This is a genomic window from Pseudalkalibacillus decolorationis, assembly GCF_024609785.1.
GTDB classification, from domain to species: Bacteria; Bacillota; Bacilli; order Bacillales; family Fictibacillaceae; genus Pseudalkalibacillus; species Pseudalkalibacillus decolorationis.
Genome location: NZ_JANHJQ010000003.1, coordinates 39,173 through 59,038 on the forward strand (window position 1 = coordinate 39,173; position 19,866 = coordinate 59,038).

Below are 19,866 nucleotides of genomic sequence, written 5' to 3' on the forward strand. Positions count from 1 at the left end.
AGATGTTAAAAAATATCGAAAAAAAGAAATTGTTCATTTCGGGTAAATGGCACGAAGGAAGTGAATCTTACGAATTAAAATCCCCATACGATGATGAGGTTATCGCGACAGTACCACTAGCCAATTCCAGGGAAGTGGAAGAGGCGCTTGATAGTGCGGAAAAGGGAGCGCAAGTTATCAAAAATATGACATCCCTTGAACGGTCGCAAATACTAGAAAAGGCTTCTCGGGTTCTCGAAGAACGATCTGAAGAAGCGGCTTTAATTCTTGCAAAGGAATGTGCGAAACCACTAAAGGCGGCTCGTGCCGAAATTGCCAGAACGATAGAAACGTATAAGTTCGCAGCAGAAGAAGCGAAACGCATACATGGTGAAACAATTCCGATGGATGCAGCGAAAAATGGCAAAGGCCGCTTTGCTTACACGATCCGTGAGCCATTAGGAATTATTGCGGCGATCACACCATTTAACTTTCCATATAACCTTGTAGCTCATAAAGTCGGACCTGCGATTGCGGCAGGGAATTCAGTCGTTCTTAAACCGGCGAACCAGACGCCGTTAAGCGCATTACTAACAGCGGAAATTTTTGAGGAAGCAGGTTTACCTGCCGGTGTGTTAAACGTTGTTACCGGAAAAGGAAGCGTGATTGGTGACTTGCTTGTGAAAGACCCGCGTGTCAAAATGGTCACATTCACTGGAAGCCTTGAAGTCGGTCTTGGGATTAAGGAAAAAACCGGGCTGAAAAAAGTAACGCTTGAGTTAGGATCAAACTCTGCAGTCATCGTTGATAGTACAGATGATCTTGATTCCGTCGTTGCTCGTTGCGTAGAAGGGGCCTATGGTTTTGCTGGTCAAGTATGTATTTCTGTCCAACGGATTTACGTGAAGTATGAATTGTATGAACAATTTGTCAACAAGTTTATTGAAAAGACCAAACAGCTTGTCATTGGTGATCCAATGTCAGAAGATACGGATCTTTCAGCAATGATCCATCAAAGTGAGGCAGAAAGAGTGGAAGATTGGCTTCATAAGGCAGCAAAATCAGGGGCTGTGATTGCGTACGGCGGGAAACGTGATAAAGCCGTTTTACAACCTACGATTATTACGGAAGGATCGTCAAAACTATCGATTAGTTGTCAAGAAGCATTCGCACCAATTGTTAATATCACACCGTATGAAACTTTAAATGAAGCGATTGAGTTTGTGAATGATTCCAATTATGGGCTCCAAGCCGGTATTTATACGACCTCTGTTCAGAAAGCGTTTGACGCCGCGCAACGTATTGAAGTTGGAGGGGTAATGATTAACGACATTCCAACATACCGTGTCGACCAAATGCCGTATGGCGGAGTAAAAAACAGTGGAACAGGCCGTGAGGGAATAAAGTACTCAGTTGAAGAGATGACAGAGCTAAAGCTTGTCACATTCAAATTGTAAGAAAATGCATTATCGTTATGTTATATAAATTAAACTTTTAATCTTTTGAAACTTTATTTATCAAACCAACTAGAAAAAATGATTTTGAAAGGGAGATTCATAATGCAAACACAACAGCCAAAAGTAAAGAAAGTTGTATCTAATGAACAAATGGAGAAAAATTGGATTGTCCGTTTTGATGAACTTAAATCAAAAGCGATTCCGTTAATGTTTATCGACAGTATTGTTCCTGGACATCAACGCCTTAACTATGCACTAATTGGTGACACTGCAAGTGAGAATGATAAATATTCACCTGAAATTACGGAACCACACGGCTTTCAAATCGGTATGGTAAAAGCACCTCCAGGAAGTGGCCCTGCTTTTCATTCACATGATTACATTGAGGCATTCCTACCACTCACTGGAAAATGGCGTTTCTATTGGGGAAACAGTGAGGATGAAATTGAAGGTGAAACAATCATTGACACATGGGACATGATTTCATTACCACCGGGATTATGGCGCGGCTTTGAAAATGTAAGCGATGAGGATGCTTGGTGCTTTGCGGTACTTGAACAACATGAAGCCTTCGATGGAAAAGATCCATATTGGTCCCCGCAAGTGATGAAAAAGGCGGCGAAATTCGGTTTTCATGCTGATGAAACTGGAAAAATGATTAAGCCGGAAAATTTCGATGAACTTGAAAAACAAATGGCAGAAAAACTTCGCGCGGGCGAAAAATAAAGGATTCTTTAAATGGGGAAAGAGCCGTTGGTTTTATTACCGGGTACATTGTGTGACGACAGGCTTTGGGCTCATCAGATCCGGAATTTATCAGATATCGCTGATGTCAAAGTTGGAGACCTTACAAAAGACGACTCCGTAGAGGGGATGGCAAGGTCGGTGTTAGACAATGCACCTGATCGTTTCGCACTTGCTGGATTGTCGCTTGGCGGTATTGTTGCGATGGAAGTCATTCGACAGGCGCCTGAACGTGTTTGGAAGCTCGCTTTACTTGATTCCAATCCGTATGCACCAAAGCCAGAACAACTGAAAACGTGGGATAATTTTGTTTCAATGGTTGAAAAAGGTCGTTTCAGTGAAATTACAGAAAATCATCTTTTACCGAATTTAATACATTCAGAACGATTGGGTCACAACGAATTAACGTCAATGATTATTAATATGTCCGAACATATTGGACCAGAAGCGTATATACGTCAATTAATGGCAGTAAAAACTCGCACAAACGCATGCGAACGATTAAAAGACATTCAGTGTCCAACCCTCCTTTTAGTAGGTCAGGAAGATAGGGTGTGCCCCGTTGAACTGCACGAACAAATGGCGGATCTTATCCCGAATTCTAAGTTAGTCGTTGTTGAGCATTGTGGTCATTTAAGTAGTTTGGAACAACCTGAGCATGTCACATGCGCTTTACAGGGCTGGTTGCTGGCTCATCAATAAACGAAAAAACTTTAGACATAATCAATATAAATTCAAGTCAACCTCTAGTCAGTAAGGTGAAAACAACTGGTTAGAGGTTGGTTATTATCGATGACAAGGAGCGATGATCATTGAAGAACGCTGTTAAAGAAAAGCTGAAAAACGGTGAAAAGGTGCTCGGAAGTTTTATAGGGATTTATTCCCCCAATTTAATTGAACTGATCGGTTATTCTGGTTTTGATTTTGTTGTCATTGATGATGAACATGGGGCTTTCAGTCATTCTGAATTGGAAAACATAATTCGCACAGCGGAATCCGTCGATGTCGTTCCGATTGTCCGTGTTTCCTATGACCGATCAAGCATCCAAAAAGCATTGGACAGAGGAGCAAAGGGGATCCAAGTTCCAATGGTGAATACAAAACAGGATGCTGAAAGAGCTGTCCAAAAAGCGAAATTCCCGCCAAGGGGGACGAGAGGAGCAGCTTACTCTCACCGAGCAGCGCGATTTGGCAAAGATAGTGGGAAAGCATTTCTAGATGCTTCCGATGAAAATATATTAGTAATTCCACACATTGAAACCCTGGAAGCTGCGGAGAACTTTAAGGAAATAATGAGTGTAGATGGAATAGATTTGGCCTTCATCGGCACCACTGATTTGTCGGTCAACATGGGCTATAAATCGGAAGGCCCAAAACATCCAAATGTTCAAAAGGTTGTCAACGATCTATACCGAAAAGCTGCAGAGGAAAGGTTGAAAATTGGGACAGTGGCTGCTAGTGCATCAGGAGCACAGCATGCATTTAAAAAGGGTGCTGACTATGTAGGGATTGTTGCAATCTCGACTATATTAAGGTCTTTTGAACAAGTAGTCAAGGCGAGTAAAATTAAAAGTATGGAACAAGTTTAGCCTGAAGATTTTTTTGTGTTTATTGAAATCCGTCATACGAGTTAATAATGCCCAACAAAGAATATTAGTAGAAAAAGCGGTGAAACGATTCGGTTCCGGAAGTCTTGAAGGGAAACAATCGCTATCTTAGGATCAGCGTTCAAGCTGATGAAATGCGAGAAGCAGCATCAATCACAATTGTAAAGAAAATTGGATTAGGTGTATTGTTAAGGCTAATTAGGATTTGGATCAATTGAAAGCTTCATTTAAGGATCATTAATGTACTTCTAAAGTGGGGCTGGTCAGAAATATTTTCAGCCTCTTTATAGATTCTTCCATTAGAAGTCTTTATGATGAATCCGTCCCGATCGGAGAGAATATTAGATTCCGAATTAACACCCGTTGTATTTATACTGTGAGTTGGTTTTGAATGAGCTATTTTTTTGTTCGGTTCTTCAGATAAGAAATGAAGTCCGAATAATGATGCTCCAATCACCACAACAGTTGTTAAAAACATCGGGGTTATTCTGAGAGTCGTTCTCTCCTTCCCTCTATGTAACAATCTCCATATTATATACATAACAAATAGTATCGTCAGCCCAACAGCCACTCCTGAAATATTCGCCAAAGCATCATACAATTCAGTATATCTCCCCGGAACAAACCATTGACGGTACTCCTCAATGATTCCAATTAAAGTCAATGAAAACCCAACAGCAGCTAATCGGTAGAATGTATTTCTAAAGTGGGGGAGGCATAGGATCCCAAGCCCAAATATAAAAGAGACTATTGTAAAAAGTGAAAAGTGCTGTAGCTTGTCCACTTCGATCAAATCCACATTAAACCAATGCATTCATAACCACCTCTAAACCTCATTGTAGGCAGCTAGGGAGAGGAATAAACTCTATTATGCAATATGACATTGTATGATATTGAATTGATTCTAAATTTATCTGAAGAAAAACAGAGGAATTTACAATAGGACTATAGTTTTCACGAACCCGACATGTGTAGAAATAGGGTTGTGTATTTCTAGACAAATATATGATGTTATGAGTTTTTTTGATGGTTATAGTAAATACTCCACTAATATTGCTCCAAGTAGATGGTTACTTGCTTCAAAAAGGACGGAACATATATAGAAGGATAATATCGAGATAGGGGCGAAAACATAGAAGTGAGTCATACCATCGAATAAGGCGGATAGGGTTTTCAGAGGTTGTAGAAATCCTAGATTCAAAGTTATAAAGAACTGTAATTTAAAGCATTTATATGGAAAAATACTTTAAGCTGAAAGCATATATACTTATGCTATAAATTTAGCTTTCGGAAGGAGTCATATTATGTATAGTTTTAGGAAATATTTTCTATATTCATGTATTTTTGGAGATTCACTTTTACAGAATGTTTTTCCAGATAGAAAAAAACCTATTGATCAAATATTATGTATTTTAATTCAAGCAATTTTCGTGTTTGTATTTTGCATTCCATTAGCATTTCCTATGTTAGCATTCATTTTAATACTATCTCCTTATCCAAACATTCCATTGTTGGAAGTGTATAAGTATATATATTTTCTTTTGGTATTAATTTTTATGGTACCTATTCTCTTGAACCAATCAAATAGAGAATACAGTATCCCTAAAGTATTAATCGAAGTGCATTTTATTTTTGTATCACTTACAAGAAGAATAGAAATTAAAATCTTTAGCACTTTGATTACATTTGTGTTACTAATTACCATTGTTAATTTAATGGTAATGAATGGAGTTAAAATACTTTCTTATTACCCACAGCTACAAGGTAACCACATATTATTTGGCGGAGTGGTATTTATTTTAATTCTAATGATGCTTTTTCTTGAGGCTACTAATGATGAATTAAAGCGTACTTTTAGACAGTTTGTCTTTTGGCTAATTATTTTCTTTTTATTTTTAGGCTTTTCATTCACGCAAATAAATTTATACATTTTACCACAACTAGATAATGAAAACTTTATTAACGCTATTATTATACTCATAGGGATCATGTTTAATTTTGCACAAGTATTGAGTAGTGGAAGAACTGCATATAATTTAGCACTAAAACAAGTTAAAGAAGAAGGCCTAATTGAAAGTGCTTACAACGAGGCATTTACGTATTCGGAATTCATAAGGATTGTGGGTGATTATAAGAGTACACAAAAGCAACTATTCAACGAAATAAAAGATGAGATAAAGAGGATAGGGCTACAAAAATTTATAATAAAAATGTTACCTTTTTTTAGTTTGATTATATTTATTCTTTTTGTTTATACTATACTTCTATTAAACTCGAAAAGTATTGAAACATTTTTACAAATCCTATTAGATTTCTTAATTAATAGTTGGGTATCTTTGTTGGGTGGAAATAAAGAACTCGCCATGTATCTGTTTTTCTTACTATTATTGTTCTATTTCTTCTTTAAACAACTGAGTGTTCTACTGAAAATAATTAAGGAGAAACATTTCATACCAATTTTTACACAAATAGAAATAATGTTAATGACGTTGATAGCAATTTTTGTTTTCATAGATATTATCTTAATAGATGTAATACTTTTTAACTTTGTAGTTATGCCGCTATTTATCATTACAATTATTTTGGGCGTATCACTTTCTATCATTAAAAAATTTACAAGATACAAAAGTCAATTTTCTAAGGTAAAGGAACACAATAATAATATAGAAAAGAATTAGGCTTAGAAAATGGAGTACATTACTCGAAGCCAACTCATATATATAGCGAACGAAAGGACCGGAGGCAAATTTCCGGTCCTTTTAAGGCAGAAAGTTTAATTATTTTTAAGTAGTTCAGAAAGGAGCTTGTTCGTTTTTTGTTGCTCCTCCAGTGAGAGCTTTAACAATGTTTTTATGTTTTGCAGCTCATCATCAATGTTTCGGTTGTTTTCTCATGGCGGGTTCGATCTTTTAAGAAGCTAGGGTCTTCACTTATTTTTTCCGATTTGAATGTTAGGTTCATCGTTAGCCCGGTAATCTTACTGAAAGCCTCAGAAATAAGGGAACGATAACGAGCTTCTAACCAATCTCTTGAAAAATCGTTTCCCGTAACTATCGTCAACGTATCGCCGTCGATTTCCCCTTTTGTCGACTTGAACCAAGTGTCAAAAGAAGGCCTTGATAGCTTCTCCTCAATAAAAGAAAGAACTTCATCCCAATGTAATTCGTTTAACACATCCTCCTTAGCTGAAGGACCGACCTATTGTGGTTTTCCAGTTTTGATCTCTCCCAAGTGAGGTGAAGGTGTTGTATTTCCATTGTTTTTAAGATTTTCTAGAGAGAACGAAAACATGACCGTACTTCTGAAAAATTTGCTTCAGGAGTTACTTGAATTAGAAAAATCCTTATTTTGCTTTGGAATGTTTCAATGAATCCATTTCATTGGTTATTTTACTTTTATTCTTTGCACTATTGCCGAAAAAATGATTCAAAACAATGATTAGGGCAGTCAATAACAGTGTTGAATAAAGTTGGCTGCTTGTAGACTCGATAAACGCCATAGAAATTAAAATGATACAAATACTAATGATCGTCGCGTACGTCAAATATGGAAACAACCACATCTTCACTTTCAGAGTTTCAGGATTCTCCTTTTCCAATTTTTTTCTCATCCTCAACTGGGAAATGGAGATGACTAAGTAAACGAGTAAAATGATAGCTCCTGATGAATTGACTAGAAACAGAAAGACCACCTCTGGAGAAACATAGCTCATCACAACTGCCACATAAGAAAAAATGGTGGATGCAAAAACGCCTCTTGCTGGAACGCCTTTTCGATTTAACTTGGTAAAATATTTTGGGGCGTCCCCTTTTTTTGCAAGAGAAAAGATCATTCGGGATGTTGTATATAATCCAGCGTTCAAGCAGGATAATACCGCTGTTAGTACGATAAAGTTCATGAATTGAGCAGCAAAAGGGATACCAAGGTTTTCTAAAACAGCGACAAATGGACTCTGCAATACATTAGCAGAATTCCAAGGTAGTAAGGTGACGACGACGGCTATGGAGCCGACGTAAAAGATCACGACACGCCAAATCGTACTATTGATGGCTTTAGAAACAGATTTAATAGGGTCCTTTGATTCGGCTGCTGCAATCGTGGCTACCTCTGTACCTGCAAAAGAGAAAAATACTGTTATGACCCCGACAAATATGGAGCTTACACCATTTGGGAAAAATCCTCCGTTTTGTAAAAGGTTAGACGTTCCAACTGCCGATCCCCCGACAAATCCGAATATATAAGAAATCCCTAAAAGTAAAAATGCAACAATACTTGCTACTTTAATCATGGCAAACCAATATTCAAACTCACCAAAAGATTTAACAGAATAGATATTCGTTAAAGTCAAGGCAACAGTCAGAGCTAAGGTAAGCAACCATAAAGGAATACCTGGATACCATATATTGATGATAGCTGCACCGGCAATCGCTTCAATAGCTATAACGACTACCCATTGAAACCAATAAAGCCAACCAACTGTTACCCCCGCCCATGGTCCAATGGCATCTCGGGCATATTCAGAAAATGAACCGCTTGTAGGATTAGCAGTGGCCATTTCTCCAAGGATTTTCATAATCAAGAACACTAAAACACCAGAAATCACATAAGAAACCAAGATGCCTGGCCCAACCTTGTGTATGGCAGCGCCACTACCTACAAAAAGACCTGCACCGATCACTCCTCCAATTGCAATCATAGACATTTGACGCGCACTGAGCGATTGTTCTAATTCATTCGTTTTAACTTTCATGTAAGCCCTCCCTAACATAATAATTTGATAACCATTTGTGATTAATTTCTAAACAAAAACAATAGCAACTAATTACATATTACATAATCTTCAGATTTTTTGAAATAAAAAATTCAAAATCAATTACAAAAAGAAATTTCCATTTCTTTATTCATTCAAATAAAATAGTATTAAATCAGATCCAAACTTCAAAATAGTATGACAATAGTCATTTTTTTTAAAAGGATGTGCTTTTGATGCTGAAGGTTGCTGCAATCCAGTTACAAGCATTCCCTGGTCAAAGGGATAAAAATATTAGAAATTGTATAGAAATGGTGGAAAAAGCTGCTGAACAAGGAGCTGAACTAATTGTATTACCTGAACTTTGGGTGAGTGGTTATTATTTGACGAAGGATGAATTCCAGTCATTGCAAGAGGTGCCGACTGGAGAGACTGTTTCATTATTTCAAAAGCTTGCAAAAAAGTTAGGTGTCATGCTGATCGTACCTTATGTAGAGGGAGAAAATGAACACCTTTACATTTCATTAGCTGTGATTGAGACAACTGGTGAGGTTCTTGCGAATTATCGAAAATCATTTTTGTGGGGGAGGGAGAAAGAAATCTTTACCCCTGGTGAAAGGGTTTATAACGCAATTGATACTTCTAAAGGAAAAATAGGTGTTCTCATTTGTGCAGATATTGAATTTCCTGAGCCAAGCCGGATCCTTGCTCTTCAGGGTGTAGAACTTATTATTGTGCCATCTGTATGGAGTTACGGTGCTGAAACAAGATGGGATATCCAGCTTCCTGCACGCGCACTCGATAATTCTGTTTATATTCTTGGGGTGAATACAGTAAACGAAGGAAGCTGCGGAAAGAGTAAGCTTGTTGCTCCGAACGGTGAGGTCCTATGTGAAGCATCAAGATCAGAGCAAAGTATTCTGATTCATGACGTGGATTTTTCAATTATTCCGGATGTGCGCAAAGAAGTTCCTTATTTGAAAGATTTAGACAAGAAATTGTTGCCGAATGCCGCGTTTTTCGAAACGACAAAGTAATGAATGATGCCGTCATTAAAGCTACTGCGTGTATTTCAGAATATTCTAATTAAAACTAAGTGAAATTCGCTGAAATCCCCGCGGATATACCGAGAGTTCTTTTGTAAATAATAAGATTGTTAAACAATAATTTGAGGAGGACTTGTATGCAACAGGATCAACAAGCTAAAGAGAATTGGGGTTCTATTATGAAACCAGAATTTTCCGGAACTGATGCACAAAAAGTAAAACAAGAAATTCAAAAAGATGTAAGCGAAGGACAAGGAGCAATGACTTCCCGAGAAGCAGGAGCAATGCGTGATTAAAAAACCACCCTGAGTGGTTTTTTTTCTGCTTCAAGATTAAATACTTTACATCTCTTATTTGGATTTGATCGAGATGCTGCAAATTTAATGATTAAGCATGGTTGGTTTGAAAGACCACGTCAAGCGATTGACCGTAAATATCTAGCTAATTGCCGGTGGCTTTATTATCGGAATCATAAGCTTTGCTGGAGCAGGTATCGCGGTTGCCATGATCAAGGCTTCCACAAATAGGATTCTACGTACATTGTTCCTCTTCTTTTCCATCATGATGAGTGTGACACTTGTCATAATAATCCCTGATGTTCGAATTGTACAGAACTTCGCTTATATGTTCACTTTATATTTCGGCTTAAATGACTGGCCCGTTGTAAATCAAGTATTGTGCATCATTGGTGGTTTCATTTGGGGTGCTTCGGCCATGACGTTTTATCGACGTAAACGTGCAGATTTAGTACCTGGTTTGCATCATCCGAATATGTCGTTCAACAAGTCGGCTCTAGACATGGGTGCGCGGATTGTAGCAGAGGCATTTAAGAGAGCATAAATGTTGGTGTTAAAAATAAAATAAAAAATCAAATTGACGAATAGGGAGAGAACGTTTATTATTACCCTAATAGCGACTATTATACGACAATTTAAAATTATCAAAAAATTGTAAATGGGTTTGGAGGGGAAGTATGAAAAAAGAGATACCGTTTTGGGTGGCAATCATCCCACTCGTAGTAATGATTGTTGTAATGGCGATAACAATTGTTGTTCTTGAACAGGGGCCGCATATTCCGTTAATTGTCGGAACGACTGTTGCTGCACTTGTTGCATGGCGCTGCGGATTCAAGTGGAAAGATCTTGAAGAGGCTATGTATAAGGGAATCCGCCTTGCATTACCAGCTGTTAGCATCATTATTCTTGTCGGCTTAACAATTGGCGCTTGGATTGGTGGCGGAGTTGTAGCGACAATGGTTTATTACGGATTAAAAATCTTGACACCTTCAATGTTTTTAGTCTCCATTGCAATTATTTGTGCAGTTGTTTCGTTAGCAATCGGAAGCTCGTGGTCAACGATGGGAACGATTGGTGTTGCAGGTATGGGTATTGGACTAAGCATGGGTATTCCCGCACCGATGATTGCCGGTGCTATTATTTCAGGTTCTTATTTTGGGGATAAAATGTCACCGCTTTCAGACACGACAAACTTAGCGGCAGGGTTAACGAGTACCGATTTGTTTGTCCATATTCGTCATATGCTCTATACAACGATTCCGGGCTTAGTCATTGCGTTAGCAGTGTATGCCTATTTAGGAAAGGATTTTGGTAAGAGCGGAGTTGACACGGCCGATATTCAACAAACGATGGGCGTATTACAAGATAACTTTGTGATTTCACCTTTTCTATTAATCATTCCGTTACTTGTCATTGTGTTCGTTGCCAAAAAGGTACCCGCAATTCCAGCACTTATTGTAGGGATATTTCTTGGATTTTTATCACAAGTTCTTATCCAAGGTGGTTCTGTCTCTGACGCGGTTGCTACTTTGCAAAGTGGATTTGTAATCGATACGGGGAATGATATGGTTGATAATTTGTTTAACCGTGGCGGCTTAGATTCCATGATGTATACAGTTTCCATGACGATTGTAGCGATGACGTTCGGTGGTATTTTGGAACACACAGGAATGCTTCAGTCAATTGTGAAGCAAATTTTAAAGCTTGCTAAAACAGCAAGAGGGGTCGTTGCATCAACTGTCCTTTCTTGTTTTGCGACAAATGCAACTTGTTCTGAGCAATACATTTCCATCGTCATTCCTTCTCGTATGTATGCAAAAGCATATAATGACAAAGGTCTTCATTCGAAAAACTTGTCACGCGCACTTGAAGACGGAGGGACGTTAACATCAGTCTTTATCCCATGGAATACGTGCGGTGTGTTTATATTGGGAACACTTGGAGTACATGCGTTTGATTATGCCCCATATGCTGTGCTTAATTTCATAGTACCAATTATATCAATTATATATGCACTTACTGGATTAACCATTGTAAAGTTGACAGAATCAGAAATATTTGCGTTGAAGAAAGAAGAGGAAGACCATACATTAAATATATAAGCCAGCGCCGTTTTCCTTGTTTTCCTTATCGGTAGATGGGTATATTAAGTTCATAAATAGCGCGAGGGCGGCCTTGTTGGTATGTCATTTCTTCACCGACGATTTTGACAGATCCATGGTCGACGAGTTTTTTTAAGATACGCTCTGTCGAACGACGCGTAACTTGCAAGTAATTTGACAGATCTGCAGCTGTAAATTGAAGGGACTGACGTGACTTGCTAAATTGTATGATTTTAGACAAGTTAGCAGGGCTAAGCTTTGTTTCTTTCGCTATTTGTAGAAGTTCTGGATGATCATTCCTAAGACGTTGTGTTTTGTTTTCTTTTGGATATGGACCGAGCAGTTCTTTTTCTTCCGTCAGGATGTATCCACAACTTTCGTTTTCATGCTTTGTTGCGAAACTTCGTGCGATTTTTGCGTTTTGTTCGGCTTCTGCCGTCGTGGCTCCGTATCCAAAACCAACTGTTACAGGTTCTTGCCAATTTAATAGTAATTCATGAAAGGCACCGTTCTTCATAAGTGATTCAATATCGCCACGTGTGCTATAAAGTTTGAATGACGAGTCATCTATTTGTTGAACAGAAGCATGGATGTAATTAGCGAAAACGTCCAGATAATTGTTCTGAACTCCATGTGGCACCGGTAACGAAATATAGCTGACAGCCACTGTGGCAGAATGATTTTTAGCTGACTCAGCTTGTGCCTTTGCATCTTGCAATCCGCGAATCAACGCTTTTGTTGGATCAAGCATACGTTGCGAGGGTACGCCTAGCTGTTGAAGTTCGTCGTATACTGCATGGACGCTCGTTAATGCAAAGTCAGTTTCTCCTGATTTAAAGCGTGAGTGGTGAAAGTCGATGATCTCTGTTGCGTCAAATTTGTTAGGTAACATGTCTGCATAATCCATCACATGCCGAGGAGCACGATCGATGCCTATGTCTGTTAATACATTTTCGACAAAAGAAGAATCGATTAAATCAATTGAAATTCGCTCAATTGCTATGTTCTGATGATAGTTAATGGACAGTAAAGAAGACGAAATAGCCATTTCATCCTGCTCTAAGAAAAGAACTGGAATTGGTAATTGTTCTTGCATCTCTTTAGAAAAGTAGAATGGTAATACACCAGAGTAAAAGACGGCGTCACATGGTTTAAGAAGTCTAATAAGCTCCGCAGCTTCTTGTGGTTGTTGATATACATAGGGTTCGATTTCGATATCCTCAATTCGAGGTGCAATAGAGAAAATGTTATTGATAAAATCTGCTGAACCAATGACCGCTATTTTCGTCGTCATCGTAACAACTCCTAAGTATTTAAAAGTTTATTTGTTTTACGTCTATTTAACGTCAACTATAACAAAAACCATTGTAAACTGAAAGGAAGTAATTTCATGAAAATTACAGCGATTCACCTTTATGCCATTCACTTGCCTCTTCGTGTTCCATTCGTTGTGAGTTATCACTCCTATAATCATATGCCATCTGTTATTGTGAAACTCGAAACCGACGAGGGTATTGTCGGTTATGGGGAAGGTGTAGCAGACGAGCATGTGACTGGTGAAACGTGGGAAAGCACGTATCACATTTTGAAAAATACATTAGCTCCTGTAATATTGGGTAGTAATCCAAAGAATATTGAGAACTTACACGATATCATGAATGGAGCGATTTACGGTGCACCGACTGCAAAAGCCGCAATCGATATTGCCTGTTTCGATCTCATAGGGAAAAAGCTTGGACAACCAGCCTACCAATTGATCGGCGGGCGTTATCATGATAAGTTCCCAATTACCCATGTGCTAAGTATTAAAGAGCCTGAACATATAGCTGAAGAGGCAGCTTCCATGGTTGATAAAGGGTATGATTCGTTTAAAATGAAAGTCGGAACCGATGTGCAAAAAGATGTAGAAAGAATTCAGGCTGTACGTGAACGAGTAGGAAATGATGTCTCCATTCGTGTGGATGCCAACCAAGGTTGGAAAAACAGTGCAACGACATTAATTGCACTAAGATCATTGCGTGATCTGAACCTTGACTGGATTGAACAGCCTGTCCTGGCCGATGATATCGATGGAATGGTTTTCATTAAATCGAAGACAGATGTTCCACTTATGATTGACGAAGGACTTAAAGGATCTCGTGAAATGCGAGAAATTATCCAGAAACGTGCAGCAGATAAAGTGAATATTAAATTGATGAAATGCGGTGGCATCTACCCAGCAGCAAAATTAGCCCATCAGGCAGAAATGGCCGGAATCGAGTGTCAAGTTGGCTCAATGGTCGAATCTTCTATCGCTTCCTCTGCTGGATTTCATGTCGCCTTTTCGAAAAAAATCATCACAAGTGTAGAACTAACAGGCCCATTGAAGTTTACAAAAGATGTTGGCAATCTTCACTATGATGTACCTTTTATACGACTGACTGAACAGCCTGGATTAGGTATAGATGTCAATGAAGATATACTACATGAATTGACTGTTTTTCAAGATGTTATTGACTGAAGGAGGAAAATCTATGAAACTTCTTTTTGAAGGAACGTTGAATAATAACGAGCAATTCAAGGTTCTACCGTTATCCTTGGATAATTTAAACCAAATATTAGCCTTACAGGAAATTGTCATTGAATCATTGGAAAACAAAGACACGCTGCAACCCCTTACCAAAGAGGAATTTCAATATATTTTGGAAGGAAATGGCCTGATAATCGGAGCATTCGTGGAGGAACAGCTCATAGCTTTTCGTGCGCTCTTGGTACCTCCAATCGATGAAGAACATTTAGGTTGGGACTTAGGGTTAGCAGAAGAAGATTTAGCAAGTGTCATCTATCAGGAAATATCGAATGTTCATCCTGTGTACCGAGGGAATCGCCTGCAGCAAACATTAGCGATCCTCGTCATGCAAGAATTAGGACAGGATTACAAGGATTATTCCTATATTTGTTGCACAGTCGCGCCATTCAATATTCCAAGTTTAAAAGATAAATTCAACCAAGGAATGGAAATTACTGCGTTGAAGGAAAAATATGGCGGCCGAGTACGCTATGTCTTTGTAAAGGAAATAGCGGAAGAAAGGGATAGAGATTGGACAGAAGTCGCCACGGCTCGAATGGACAACATGGCCGCTCAGCAAGCTCTTCTTACTGAAGGTTGGCGAGGATTCCAAATGGAAAATCGCGATGGCGAGTATTGGGTTGATTTTGGTAAAAAAGCGAAGTGATGAAGGTAGTTAATATGAACATTCAAAAAGCCTAGTTTCCTAAGAGAAATTAGGCTTTTTTGTGTTCAAACAAACGTTTGATCCAAAAATTAAGCTTCGAATCAACTTTCAAGCAGTTCTTGTGGTGGATGGGATTTAATTGACGACAGGCATTTTTTATATTCTTAAGAAGATAACCTGAGTCTAATGCGACAGCTTCTACTTCAAAACCAAACCTTGTGATTTGACGATCTAAACGTGATAGATAAGGAACGGAGTCATGAACATCCGGAAAAACATTGCGAAAATTGTCGATTAAATATTCTGAATAATTTGTTGACTTAATTTTATAAGCATGATACTTTATATTTATTAATATAACAATATATAACGTATTATAATGTTGTGTATTGTTCGTGAGGAGGGTGGGTTTTAGACTTATCACTAAAATAACTTGAGGAGGCCATATTATTAATGGGTACTGAACTGGTAGTAGATGTAAAAAATCAAATCAAACATGCACTAGAAGAAGTTAGGGAAAAAAAAATTGAGAACATTTTTTTCGTAGCTTGTGGAGGTTCTTCCGCTTTAATGTATCCGAGCAAGTATGTAATTGATCGGGAAGCTAAAAAGATTGATGCTCATCTTTATAGTTCTAATGAATTTATTCATCGTAATCATTCCAAACTTGGTGACAAATCTCTTGTCATTTTATGTTCCCACTCTGGAAATACTCCTGAAACAGTGGAATCTGCAAAGTTTGCTAGATCAAAGGGTGCTTTAACGGTTTCCTTAACGAACGAAACTGGTTCTCCTTTAGCCCAGGCTTCAGAAGTTGTCCTTAAATATGAGTGGGGCGAAGAGGCAGATGCTTTTACTACTAACTATTCTGTACTCTACCAATTAGTTTTTGGAGTACTTAAAACGGTAGAAAATAATGAGAAATTTGACTTGATTGAAGAGAGCTTAGAGAACTTACAACCTGTTTATGAAAAAGCTGCTTCACAATCAAATGAAGGTGCTGTAGAATTTGGTCAATACTTTAAAGACGAAAAGATCATTTATACGATGGCTAGTGGAGCAAACTATGGTATAGCATACTCTTATGCGATTTGTATTCTAATGGAAATGCAATGGGTCCATTCTCATGCGATTCATGCTGGAGAGTATTTTCATGGCCCATTTGAAATCATCGATGAAGAAACACCATTTATTATTCTACTTGGATTGGACGAAACAAGACATTTAGAAGAACGAGCTTTAAAGTTCTCTAAGAAATATGGCAAAAAACTAGTAGTATTAGATGCGAAAGATTTTGACTTTTCAGGAATTAGAGAAGAGGTAAAAGGCTATATTGCTCCATTAGTGCTAAATTTTGTTTTAAGAAAGTATGCTGACAATTTAGCAGAGCAGCGTAACCATCCATTATCTACTAGAAGATATATGTGGAAAGTAGAGTATTAAAATAAAAAAGGTGGAAAAGCGACGTCATCGCTCGCTTTTCCACTATCCTTATTTTTATAGTTTGATAGCTTTTATTTCTGAAGGGGGAAGGTTTATGAAAAAGTTATTCATTCTAAGTATCGTGTCCATTTTATTTCTTTCAATTATGGCAGGGTGTACCTCTACTGATACATCTTCTGATAGTAATAGTGATACCGTTGAACTTCGATTTTTTCACCGCTGGCCTACCGAGCCTAAAAAGCAGTACTTTGAAAACGCTGTCAAAGAATTCGAGGAATTACATCCCAATATTAAAATTAAAACTGAAGCTGTGTTAAACGACTCGTATAAAGAGAAGATTAGAATCGTGTTAGGTTCTAATAATCCACCAGATATTTACTTCTCTTGGAGTGGCGAGTTTGCATTGAACTTTGCTCGTGCTGGACAAGCATTAGATTTAACAGAATACGTTAATGAGGATAAAGAATGGTCGAGCCAAATAATCGAGTCTCAATATAAACCCTTTACGCTTGACGGGAAGATTTATGGTATTCCTTGGTCTACTGATGGAAAAGCCTTCTTTTATAATAAACAGATTTTTAATGATTTAAATTTGGAAGTTCCAACAACTTGGAGTGAACTGATCGCGGTATCAGAAAAGATAAAAGAAGCTGGAATTATTCCTATCTCTTTCGGTAGTAAAGCACCATGGACCATTTCCCATTATATTGGTTCTTTAAATGAACTGATTGTTCCAGAAGAGGTAATTGCTAAAGACTATAATCTTAACAATCCAGATGGTGAATTTTCTCATCCAGGCTATGTTACGGCATTGGAAAAATTCATCGAGCTTCAACCTTATTTTAATAAAGGCGTAAATTCTGTTGATCACCAATTTGCTCGGGAATTATTTAATGGTGGAAAAGCCGCTATTGGATACTTCCAATTAGCCGAAATCGGATTGATTGAGCCAAGTCTTAAAGAAAATCTAGGTGTATTTAATACTCCTAGTATTGAGGGTGGGGAAGGTAATCCTAATTCCATTACAGCAGCTCCTGAAGGGATCATGATTTCTTCAAAAACAAAACATCCTAAAGAAGCAATGGCATTCATCAAGTTTTTAACTTCTAAAGAAAAGGGAACCGAGCAGCTTACAGAAGTAAGTGAGTATAGCGCAGTAAAAGGAACAACTACTTCTGAAAATGCTTCAGCACTTCAACAAGAAGCGATTGATTTAATTATTAATGCAGATAAAACGTATCTATGGTTTGATACAGCTGTTGATATAACGATTGTAGATGCTTACTTGACTGGTACACAGCTGATGTTAGACGGAAAGAAAACTGCAGAAGAGGTCATGGCTGATGTGCAAGAAGCAGCAAAAAAATTAAAAGAAAAATAAAGATTATTAAAAAAAAGGTGGTTTGAATGTCGACCACCTTTTTTAAAAAGAAGGGGTGATAAACATTGTCTATTAGAAAAATCGTGCCCTATTTATATATTGCACCTTGTATATTAATCATGGGACTTTTTGTGTATTATCCCATTGTAGAAAATTTTAGATTTAGTTTCTATGAATTCTCAGCCTTTTCTCCAGATAAAGTATTCGTTGGATTTGAAAATTTCCTTAATCTATTTCAAGATGAGGTTTTTTATATAGCTCTAAAAAATAATATTTGGTATGCGGTCATATCAATTATCTTTCAAGTATTTGGAGGGCTGATTTTAGCAGCTATACTCGAAGATCCAGTTACTAGATTTGTTAGTGGTTTTTTTAGAACCATATTTTTCCTACCTGTAGTTATATCTATAACTGTCATTGCTTTATTATTTAGCTTTGTCTATAACCCTAACATTGGGATTTTAAACAACTTTTTAAGTTTATTAGGCCTAGAAGAATGGGCAAGAGCTTGGTTAGGAGAATCCGAAACAGCTATCTTTGCGGTCATTGCTGTTTCCCAGTGGCAAAGTATTGGTTACATCATGATGCTATTTATCGTATCTATACAGGCAATACCTAGAGAACTATATGAAGCAGCAGAAATAGATGGTGCCGGTAAGGTTCGAAAGTTTATTTACGTAACGGTTCCACAAGTGAGAGAGATGTTTTTTGTTGCCACCTTACTCACCCTAACAGGAGCTTTCACTGTATTTAATGAACCATACATCTTAACAGGTGGAGGTCCTGGAAATGCCAGTGAAGTACTTGGAACACTTCTGTATAATTCAGCTTTTTTTAAAGATCAGATGGGCTATGCATCTGCCATCGCAACTATCATTTTAATTCTTACGTTATTAGTTTCATTAGTCCAAATGAAATTATTTAGAACAGGAAAGGATGGTTAATATGGAAACGGACAAAGCAACGGTCAAGTATGAATATAATCCTGGTACGAGAAAGCTATTCAAGCAAAAGGCCATCCTTGGATCTGTTCCTTTATACACCATATTACTCTTTTATTTCATCATTATTGCTTATCCTTTGTTTTGGATGATCATCAATTCATTTAAAACAACAGAAGAGATTTTCTCTAATAGCTGGGCTTTACCACAAAGTTGGCTGGTGTCCAATTATGTACATGCTTGGAATACAGGTATATCGGGTTATTTCTTTAACAGTGCACTAGTAACGGTGAGCACTTGTTTAGGAACTGTTTTCCTTAGCGCACTTGGTGCATATGGATTAACGAGATTTAATTTTAAAGGTAAAAATCTTTTACTAATCTTTTGTATGGGCGGAATGATGCTATCTCCTCAAGTAAGTTTAGTACCTTTGTACAAACTTATACAAGTCTTAGGAATACATGATACTTATTTAGCGTTAATTCTTCCATACATTGCTTATCGTATACCAATAACAATCTTACTAATCCGTGCTGCTTTTCTTGAAGTACCAAAAGAATTGGAAGAATCGGCTTTTCTGGATGGTTGCAATACTTGGTCCGTATTTACGAAAATATTCATTCCACTTAACTTACCTATTCTGTTAACAGGTGTTGTTTTAACGGCATACTTTACTTGGAATGAATTTATGTTCGCGTTAATATTTATTGATTCAGAAGCGTTAAAAACCATTCCAGCAGGTTTAATGCAATTTAGGGACGCCCTACAAACAAACTGGGGGGTTTTGTTAGCAGGTTTAATGATTTCGGCAACCCCGATTATCATATTGTTTTTATTCATGCAAAAATATTTCATCCGTGGACTTGCTTCAGGAAGTGTAAAAGGATAACAAAGGGGTTGAACTT

The 19,866-nt window shown here is 37.7% G+C and carries 19 protein-coding genes; 15 read left to right on the top strand and 4 right to left on the bottom strand.

Annotated features, from left to right (window positions below):
- Positions 1–2 precede the first annotated feature (2 nt).
- From NON16_RS03880 to NON16_RS03895, 4 genes are all read left to right on the top strand, one after another.
- The gene (locus tag NON16_RS03880; RefSeq protein ID WP_257347291.1) at positions 3–1,436 is read left to right on the top strand and encodes an aldehyde dehydrogenase family protein; all 1,434 of its coding nucleotides are present in this window, start codon (positions 3–5) and stop codon (positions 1,434–1,436) included.
- 102 nt (positions 1,437–1,538) lie between these two features.
- Positions 1,539–2,162 carry a cupin domain-containing protein gene (locus NON16_RS03885; RefSeq protein WP_257347292.1) on the top strand — a complete coding sequence of 208 codons (624 nt, stop codon included), beginning with the start codon at positions 1,539–1,541 and terminating at the stop codon, positions 2,160–2,162.
- A 12-nt stretch (positions 2,163–2,174) separates the two neighbouring features.
- Entirely contained in the window at positions 2,175–2,882 is a 708-nt protein-coding gene (locus NON16_RS03890) for an alpha/beta fold hydrolase (RefSeq protein ID WP_257347293.1), read from the top strand.
- 110 nt (positions 2,883–2,992) lie between these two features.
- The gene (locus NON16_RS03895; protein ID WP_257347294.1) at positions 2,993–3,769 is read left to right on the top strand and encodes an HpcH/HpaI aldolase family protein; all 777 of its coding nucleotides are present in this window, start codon (positions 2,993–2,995) and stop codon (positions 3,767–3,769) included.
- Between the two features lie 241 nt (positions 3,770–4,010).
- On the opposite strand, the gene NON16_RS03900 is transcribed toward NON16_RS03895, so the two are convergent.
- Complete coding sequence (locus tag NON16_RS03900; protein ID WP_257347295.1) at positions 4,011–4,601, bottom strand: VanZ family protein; 591 nt, start codon at positions 4,599–4,601, stop codon at positions 4,011–4,013.
- Positions 4,602–5,091: 490 nt separating this feature from the next.
- Here NON16_RS03900 and NON16_RS03905 point away from each other — a divergent pair, with 490 nt between their 5' ends.
- Complete coding sequence (locus NON16_RS03905; RefSeq protein WP_257347296.1) at positions 5,092–6,465, top strand: hypothetical protein; 1,374 nt, start codon at positions 5,092–5,094, stop codon at positions 6,463–6,465.
- Positions 6,466–6,637: 172 nt separating this feature from the next.
- Here the strand turns inward: NON16_RS03905 and NON16_RS03910 are convergent, their stop codons facing one another.
- Together NON16_RS03910 and NON16_RS03915 are read right to left on the bottom strand one after the other, a co-directional pair.
- A complete protein-coding gene (locus NON16_RS03910) occupies positions 6,638–6,961 on the bottom strand; it encodes a DnaA N-terminal domain-containing protein (RefSeq protein ID WP_257347297.1) in 324 nt (107 codons plus the stop codon).
- Positions 6,962–7,130: 169 nt separating this feature from the next.
- A complete protein-coding gene (locus NON16_RS03915; protein ID WP_257347298.1) occupies positions 7,131–8,537 on the bottom strand; it encodes an amino acid permease in 1,407 nt (468 codons plus the stop codon).
- A 236-nt stretch (positions 8,538–8,773) separates the two neighbouring features.
- Between NON16_RS03915 and NON16_RS03920 the strand changes: the two genes are divergently transcribed.
- The 4 genes from NON16_RS03920 (at position 8,774) to nhaC (ending at position 11,981) form a co-directional block, all read left to right on the top strand.
- Complete coding sequence (locus tag NON16_RS03920; protein WP_257347299.1) at positions 8,774–9,574, top strand: nitrilase-related carbon-nitrogen hydrolase; 801 nt, start codon at positions 8,774–8,776, stop codon at positions 9,572–9,574.
- A 146-nt stretch (positions 9,575–9,720) separates the two neighbouring features.
- Positions 9,721–9,879, top strand: a complete 159-nt coding sequence (locus NON16_RS03925) for a hypothetical protein (protein WP_257347300.1) — start codon at positions 9,721–9,723, stop codon at positions 9,877–9,879.
- Positions 9,880–10,123: 244 nt separating this feature from the next.
- A complete protein-coding gene (locus tag NON16_RS03930; RefSeq protein ID WP_257347485.1) occupies positions 10,124–10,423 on the top strand; it encodes a hypothetical protein in 300 nt (99 codons plus the stop codon).
- Positions 10,424–10,556: 133 nt separating this feature from the next.
- On the top strand, positions 10,557–11,981 hold the full coding sequence (nhaC, locus tag NON16_RS03935) for a Na+/H+ antiporter NhaC (RefSeq protein ID WP_257347301.1): 1,425 nt from the start codon (positions 10,557–10,559) through the stop codon (positions 11,979–11,981).
- A 25-nt stretch (positions 11,982–12,006) separates the two neighbouring features.
- Here nhaC and NON16_RS03940 read toward each other — a convergent pair whose 3' ends face one another.
- Positions 12,007–13,275 (bottom strand): transcriptional regulator, encoded by a 1,269-nt coding sequence (locus NON16_RS03940; protein ID WP_257347302.1) that lies wholly within the window; start codon positions 13,273–13,275, stop codon positions 12,007–12,009.
- Positions 13,276–13,371: 96 nt separating this feature from the next.
- Here NON16_RS03940 and NON16_RS03945 point away from each other — a divergent pair, with 96 nt between their 5' ends.
- The 6 genes from NON16_RS03945 to NON16_RS03970 all read left to right on the top strand — a co-directional run bounded on the left by NON16_RS03945 (position 13,372) and on the right by NON16_RS03970 (position 19,850).
- Positions 13,372–14,481 carry a mandelate racemase/muconate lactonizing enzyme family protein gene (locus NON16_RS03945; RefSeq protein ID WP_257347303.1) on the top strand — a complete coding sequence of 370 codons (1,110 nt, stop codon included), beginning with the start codon at positions 13,372–13,374 and terminating at the stop codon, positions 14,479–14,481.
- A gap of 13 nt (positions 14,482–14,494) precedes the next feature.
- Entirely contained in the window at positions 14,495–15,196 is a 702-nt protein-coding gene (locus NON16_RS03950; RefSeq protein ID WP_257347304.1) for a GNAT family N-acetyltransferase, read from the top strand.
- 453 nt (positions 15,197–15,649) lie between these two features.
- On the top strand, positions 15,650–16,639 hold the full coding sequence (locus tag NON16_RS03955) for an SIS domain-containing protein (protein ID WP_257347305.1): 990 nt from the start codon (positions 15,650–15,652) through the stop codon (positions 16,637–16,639).
- 94 nt (positions 16,640–16,733) lie between these two features.
- Complete coding sequence (locus NON16_RS03960; RefSeq protein WP_257347306.1) at positions 16,734–18,020, top strand: ABC transporter substrate-binding protein; 1,287 nt, start codon at positions 16,734–16,736, stop codon at positions 18,018–18,020.
- 119 nt (positions 18,021–18,139) lie between these two features.
- Positions 18,140–18,964 carry a carbohydrate ABC transporter permease gene (locus tag NON16_RS03965; RefSeq protein WP_257347478.1) on the top strand — a complete coding sequence of 275 codons (825 nt, stop codon included), beginning with the start codon at positions 18,140–18,142 and terminating at the stop codon, positions 18,962–18,964.
- Between the two features lies 1 nt (position 18,965).
- A complete protein-coding gene (locus NON16_RS03970) occupies positions 18,966–19,850 on the top strand; it encodes a carbohydrate ABC transporter permease (protein WP_257347307.1) in 885 nt (294 codons plus the stop codon).
- Positions 19,851–19,866: the final 16 nt, after the last annotated feature.

Bases quoted from the DNA above. Each gene is read 5' to 3' on its own strand.
- NON16_RS03955 (WP_257347305.1), top strand. From the start codon at position 15,650: ATGGGTACTGAACTGGTAGTAGATGTAAAAAATCAAATCAAACATGCA.
- NON16_RS03950 (WP_257347304.1), top strand. From the start codon at position 14,495: ATGAAACTTCTTTTTGAAGGAACGTTGAATAATAACGAGCAATTCAAG.
- NON16_RS03885 (WP_257347292.1), top strand. From the start codon at position 1,539: ATGCAAACACAACAGCCAAAAGTAAAGAAAGTTGTATCTAATGAACAA.
- NON16_RS03890 (WP_257347293.1), top strand. From the start codon at position 2,175: ATGGGGAAAGAGCCGTTGGTTTTATTACCGGGTACATTGTGTGACGAC.
- NON16_RS03920 (WP_257347299.1), top strand. From the start codon at position 8,774: ATGCTGAAGGTTGCTGCAATCCAGTTACAAGCATTCCCTGGTCAAAGG.
- NON16_RS03945 (WP_257347303.1), top strand. From the start codon at position 13,372: ATGAAAATTACAGCGATTCACCTTTATGCCATTCACTTGCCTCTTCGT.
- NON16_RS03960 (WP_257347306.1), top strand. From the start codon at position 16,734: ATGAAAAAGTTATTCATTCTAAGTATCGTGTCCATTTTATTTCTTTCA.
- NON16_RS03970 (WP_257347307.1), top strand. From the start codon at position 18,966: ATGGAAACGGACAAAGCAACGGTCAAGTATGAATATAATCCTGGTACG.
- NON16_RS03925 (WP_257347300.1), top strand. From the start codon at position 9,721: ATGCAACAGGATCAACAAGCTAAAGAGAATTGGGGTTCTATTATGAAA.
- NON16_RS03915 (WP_257347298.1), bottom strand. From the start codon at position 8,537: ATGAAAGTTAAAACGAATGAATTAGAACAATCGCTCAGTGCGCGTCAA.
- NON16_RS03965 (WP_257347478.1), top strand. From the start codon at position 18,140: ATGGGACTTTTTGTGTATTATCCCATTGTAGAAAATTTTAGATTTAGT.
- NON16_RS03900 (WP_257347295.1), bottom strand. From the start codon at position 4,601: ATGCATTGGTTTAATGTGGATTTGATCGAAGTGGACAAGCTACAGCAC.
- NON16_RS03940 (WP_257347302.1), bottom strand. From the start codon at position 13,275: ATGACGACGAAAATAGCGGTCATTGGTTCAGCAGATTTTATCAATAAC.
- NON16_RS03880 (WP_257347291.1), top strand. From the start codon at position 3: ATGTTAAAAAATATCGAAAAAAAGAAATTGTTCATTTCGGGTAAATGG.
- NON16_RS03905 (WP_257347296.1), top strand. From the start codon at position 5,092: ATGTATAGTTTTAGGAAATATTTTCTATATTCATGTATTTTTGGAGAT.
- nhaC (WP_257347301.1), top strand. From the start codon at position 10,557: ATGAAAAAAGAGATACCGTTTTGGGTGGCAATCATCCCACTCGTAGTA.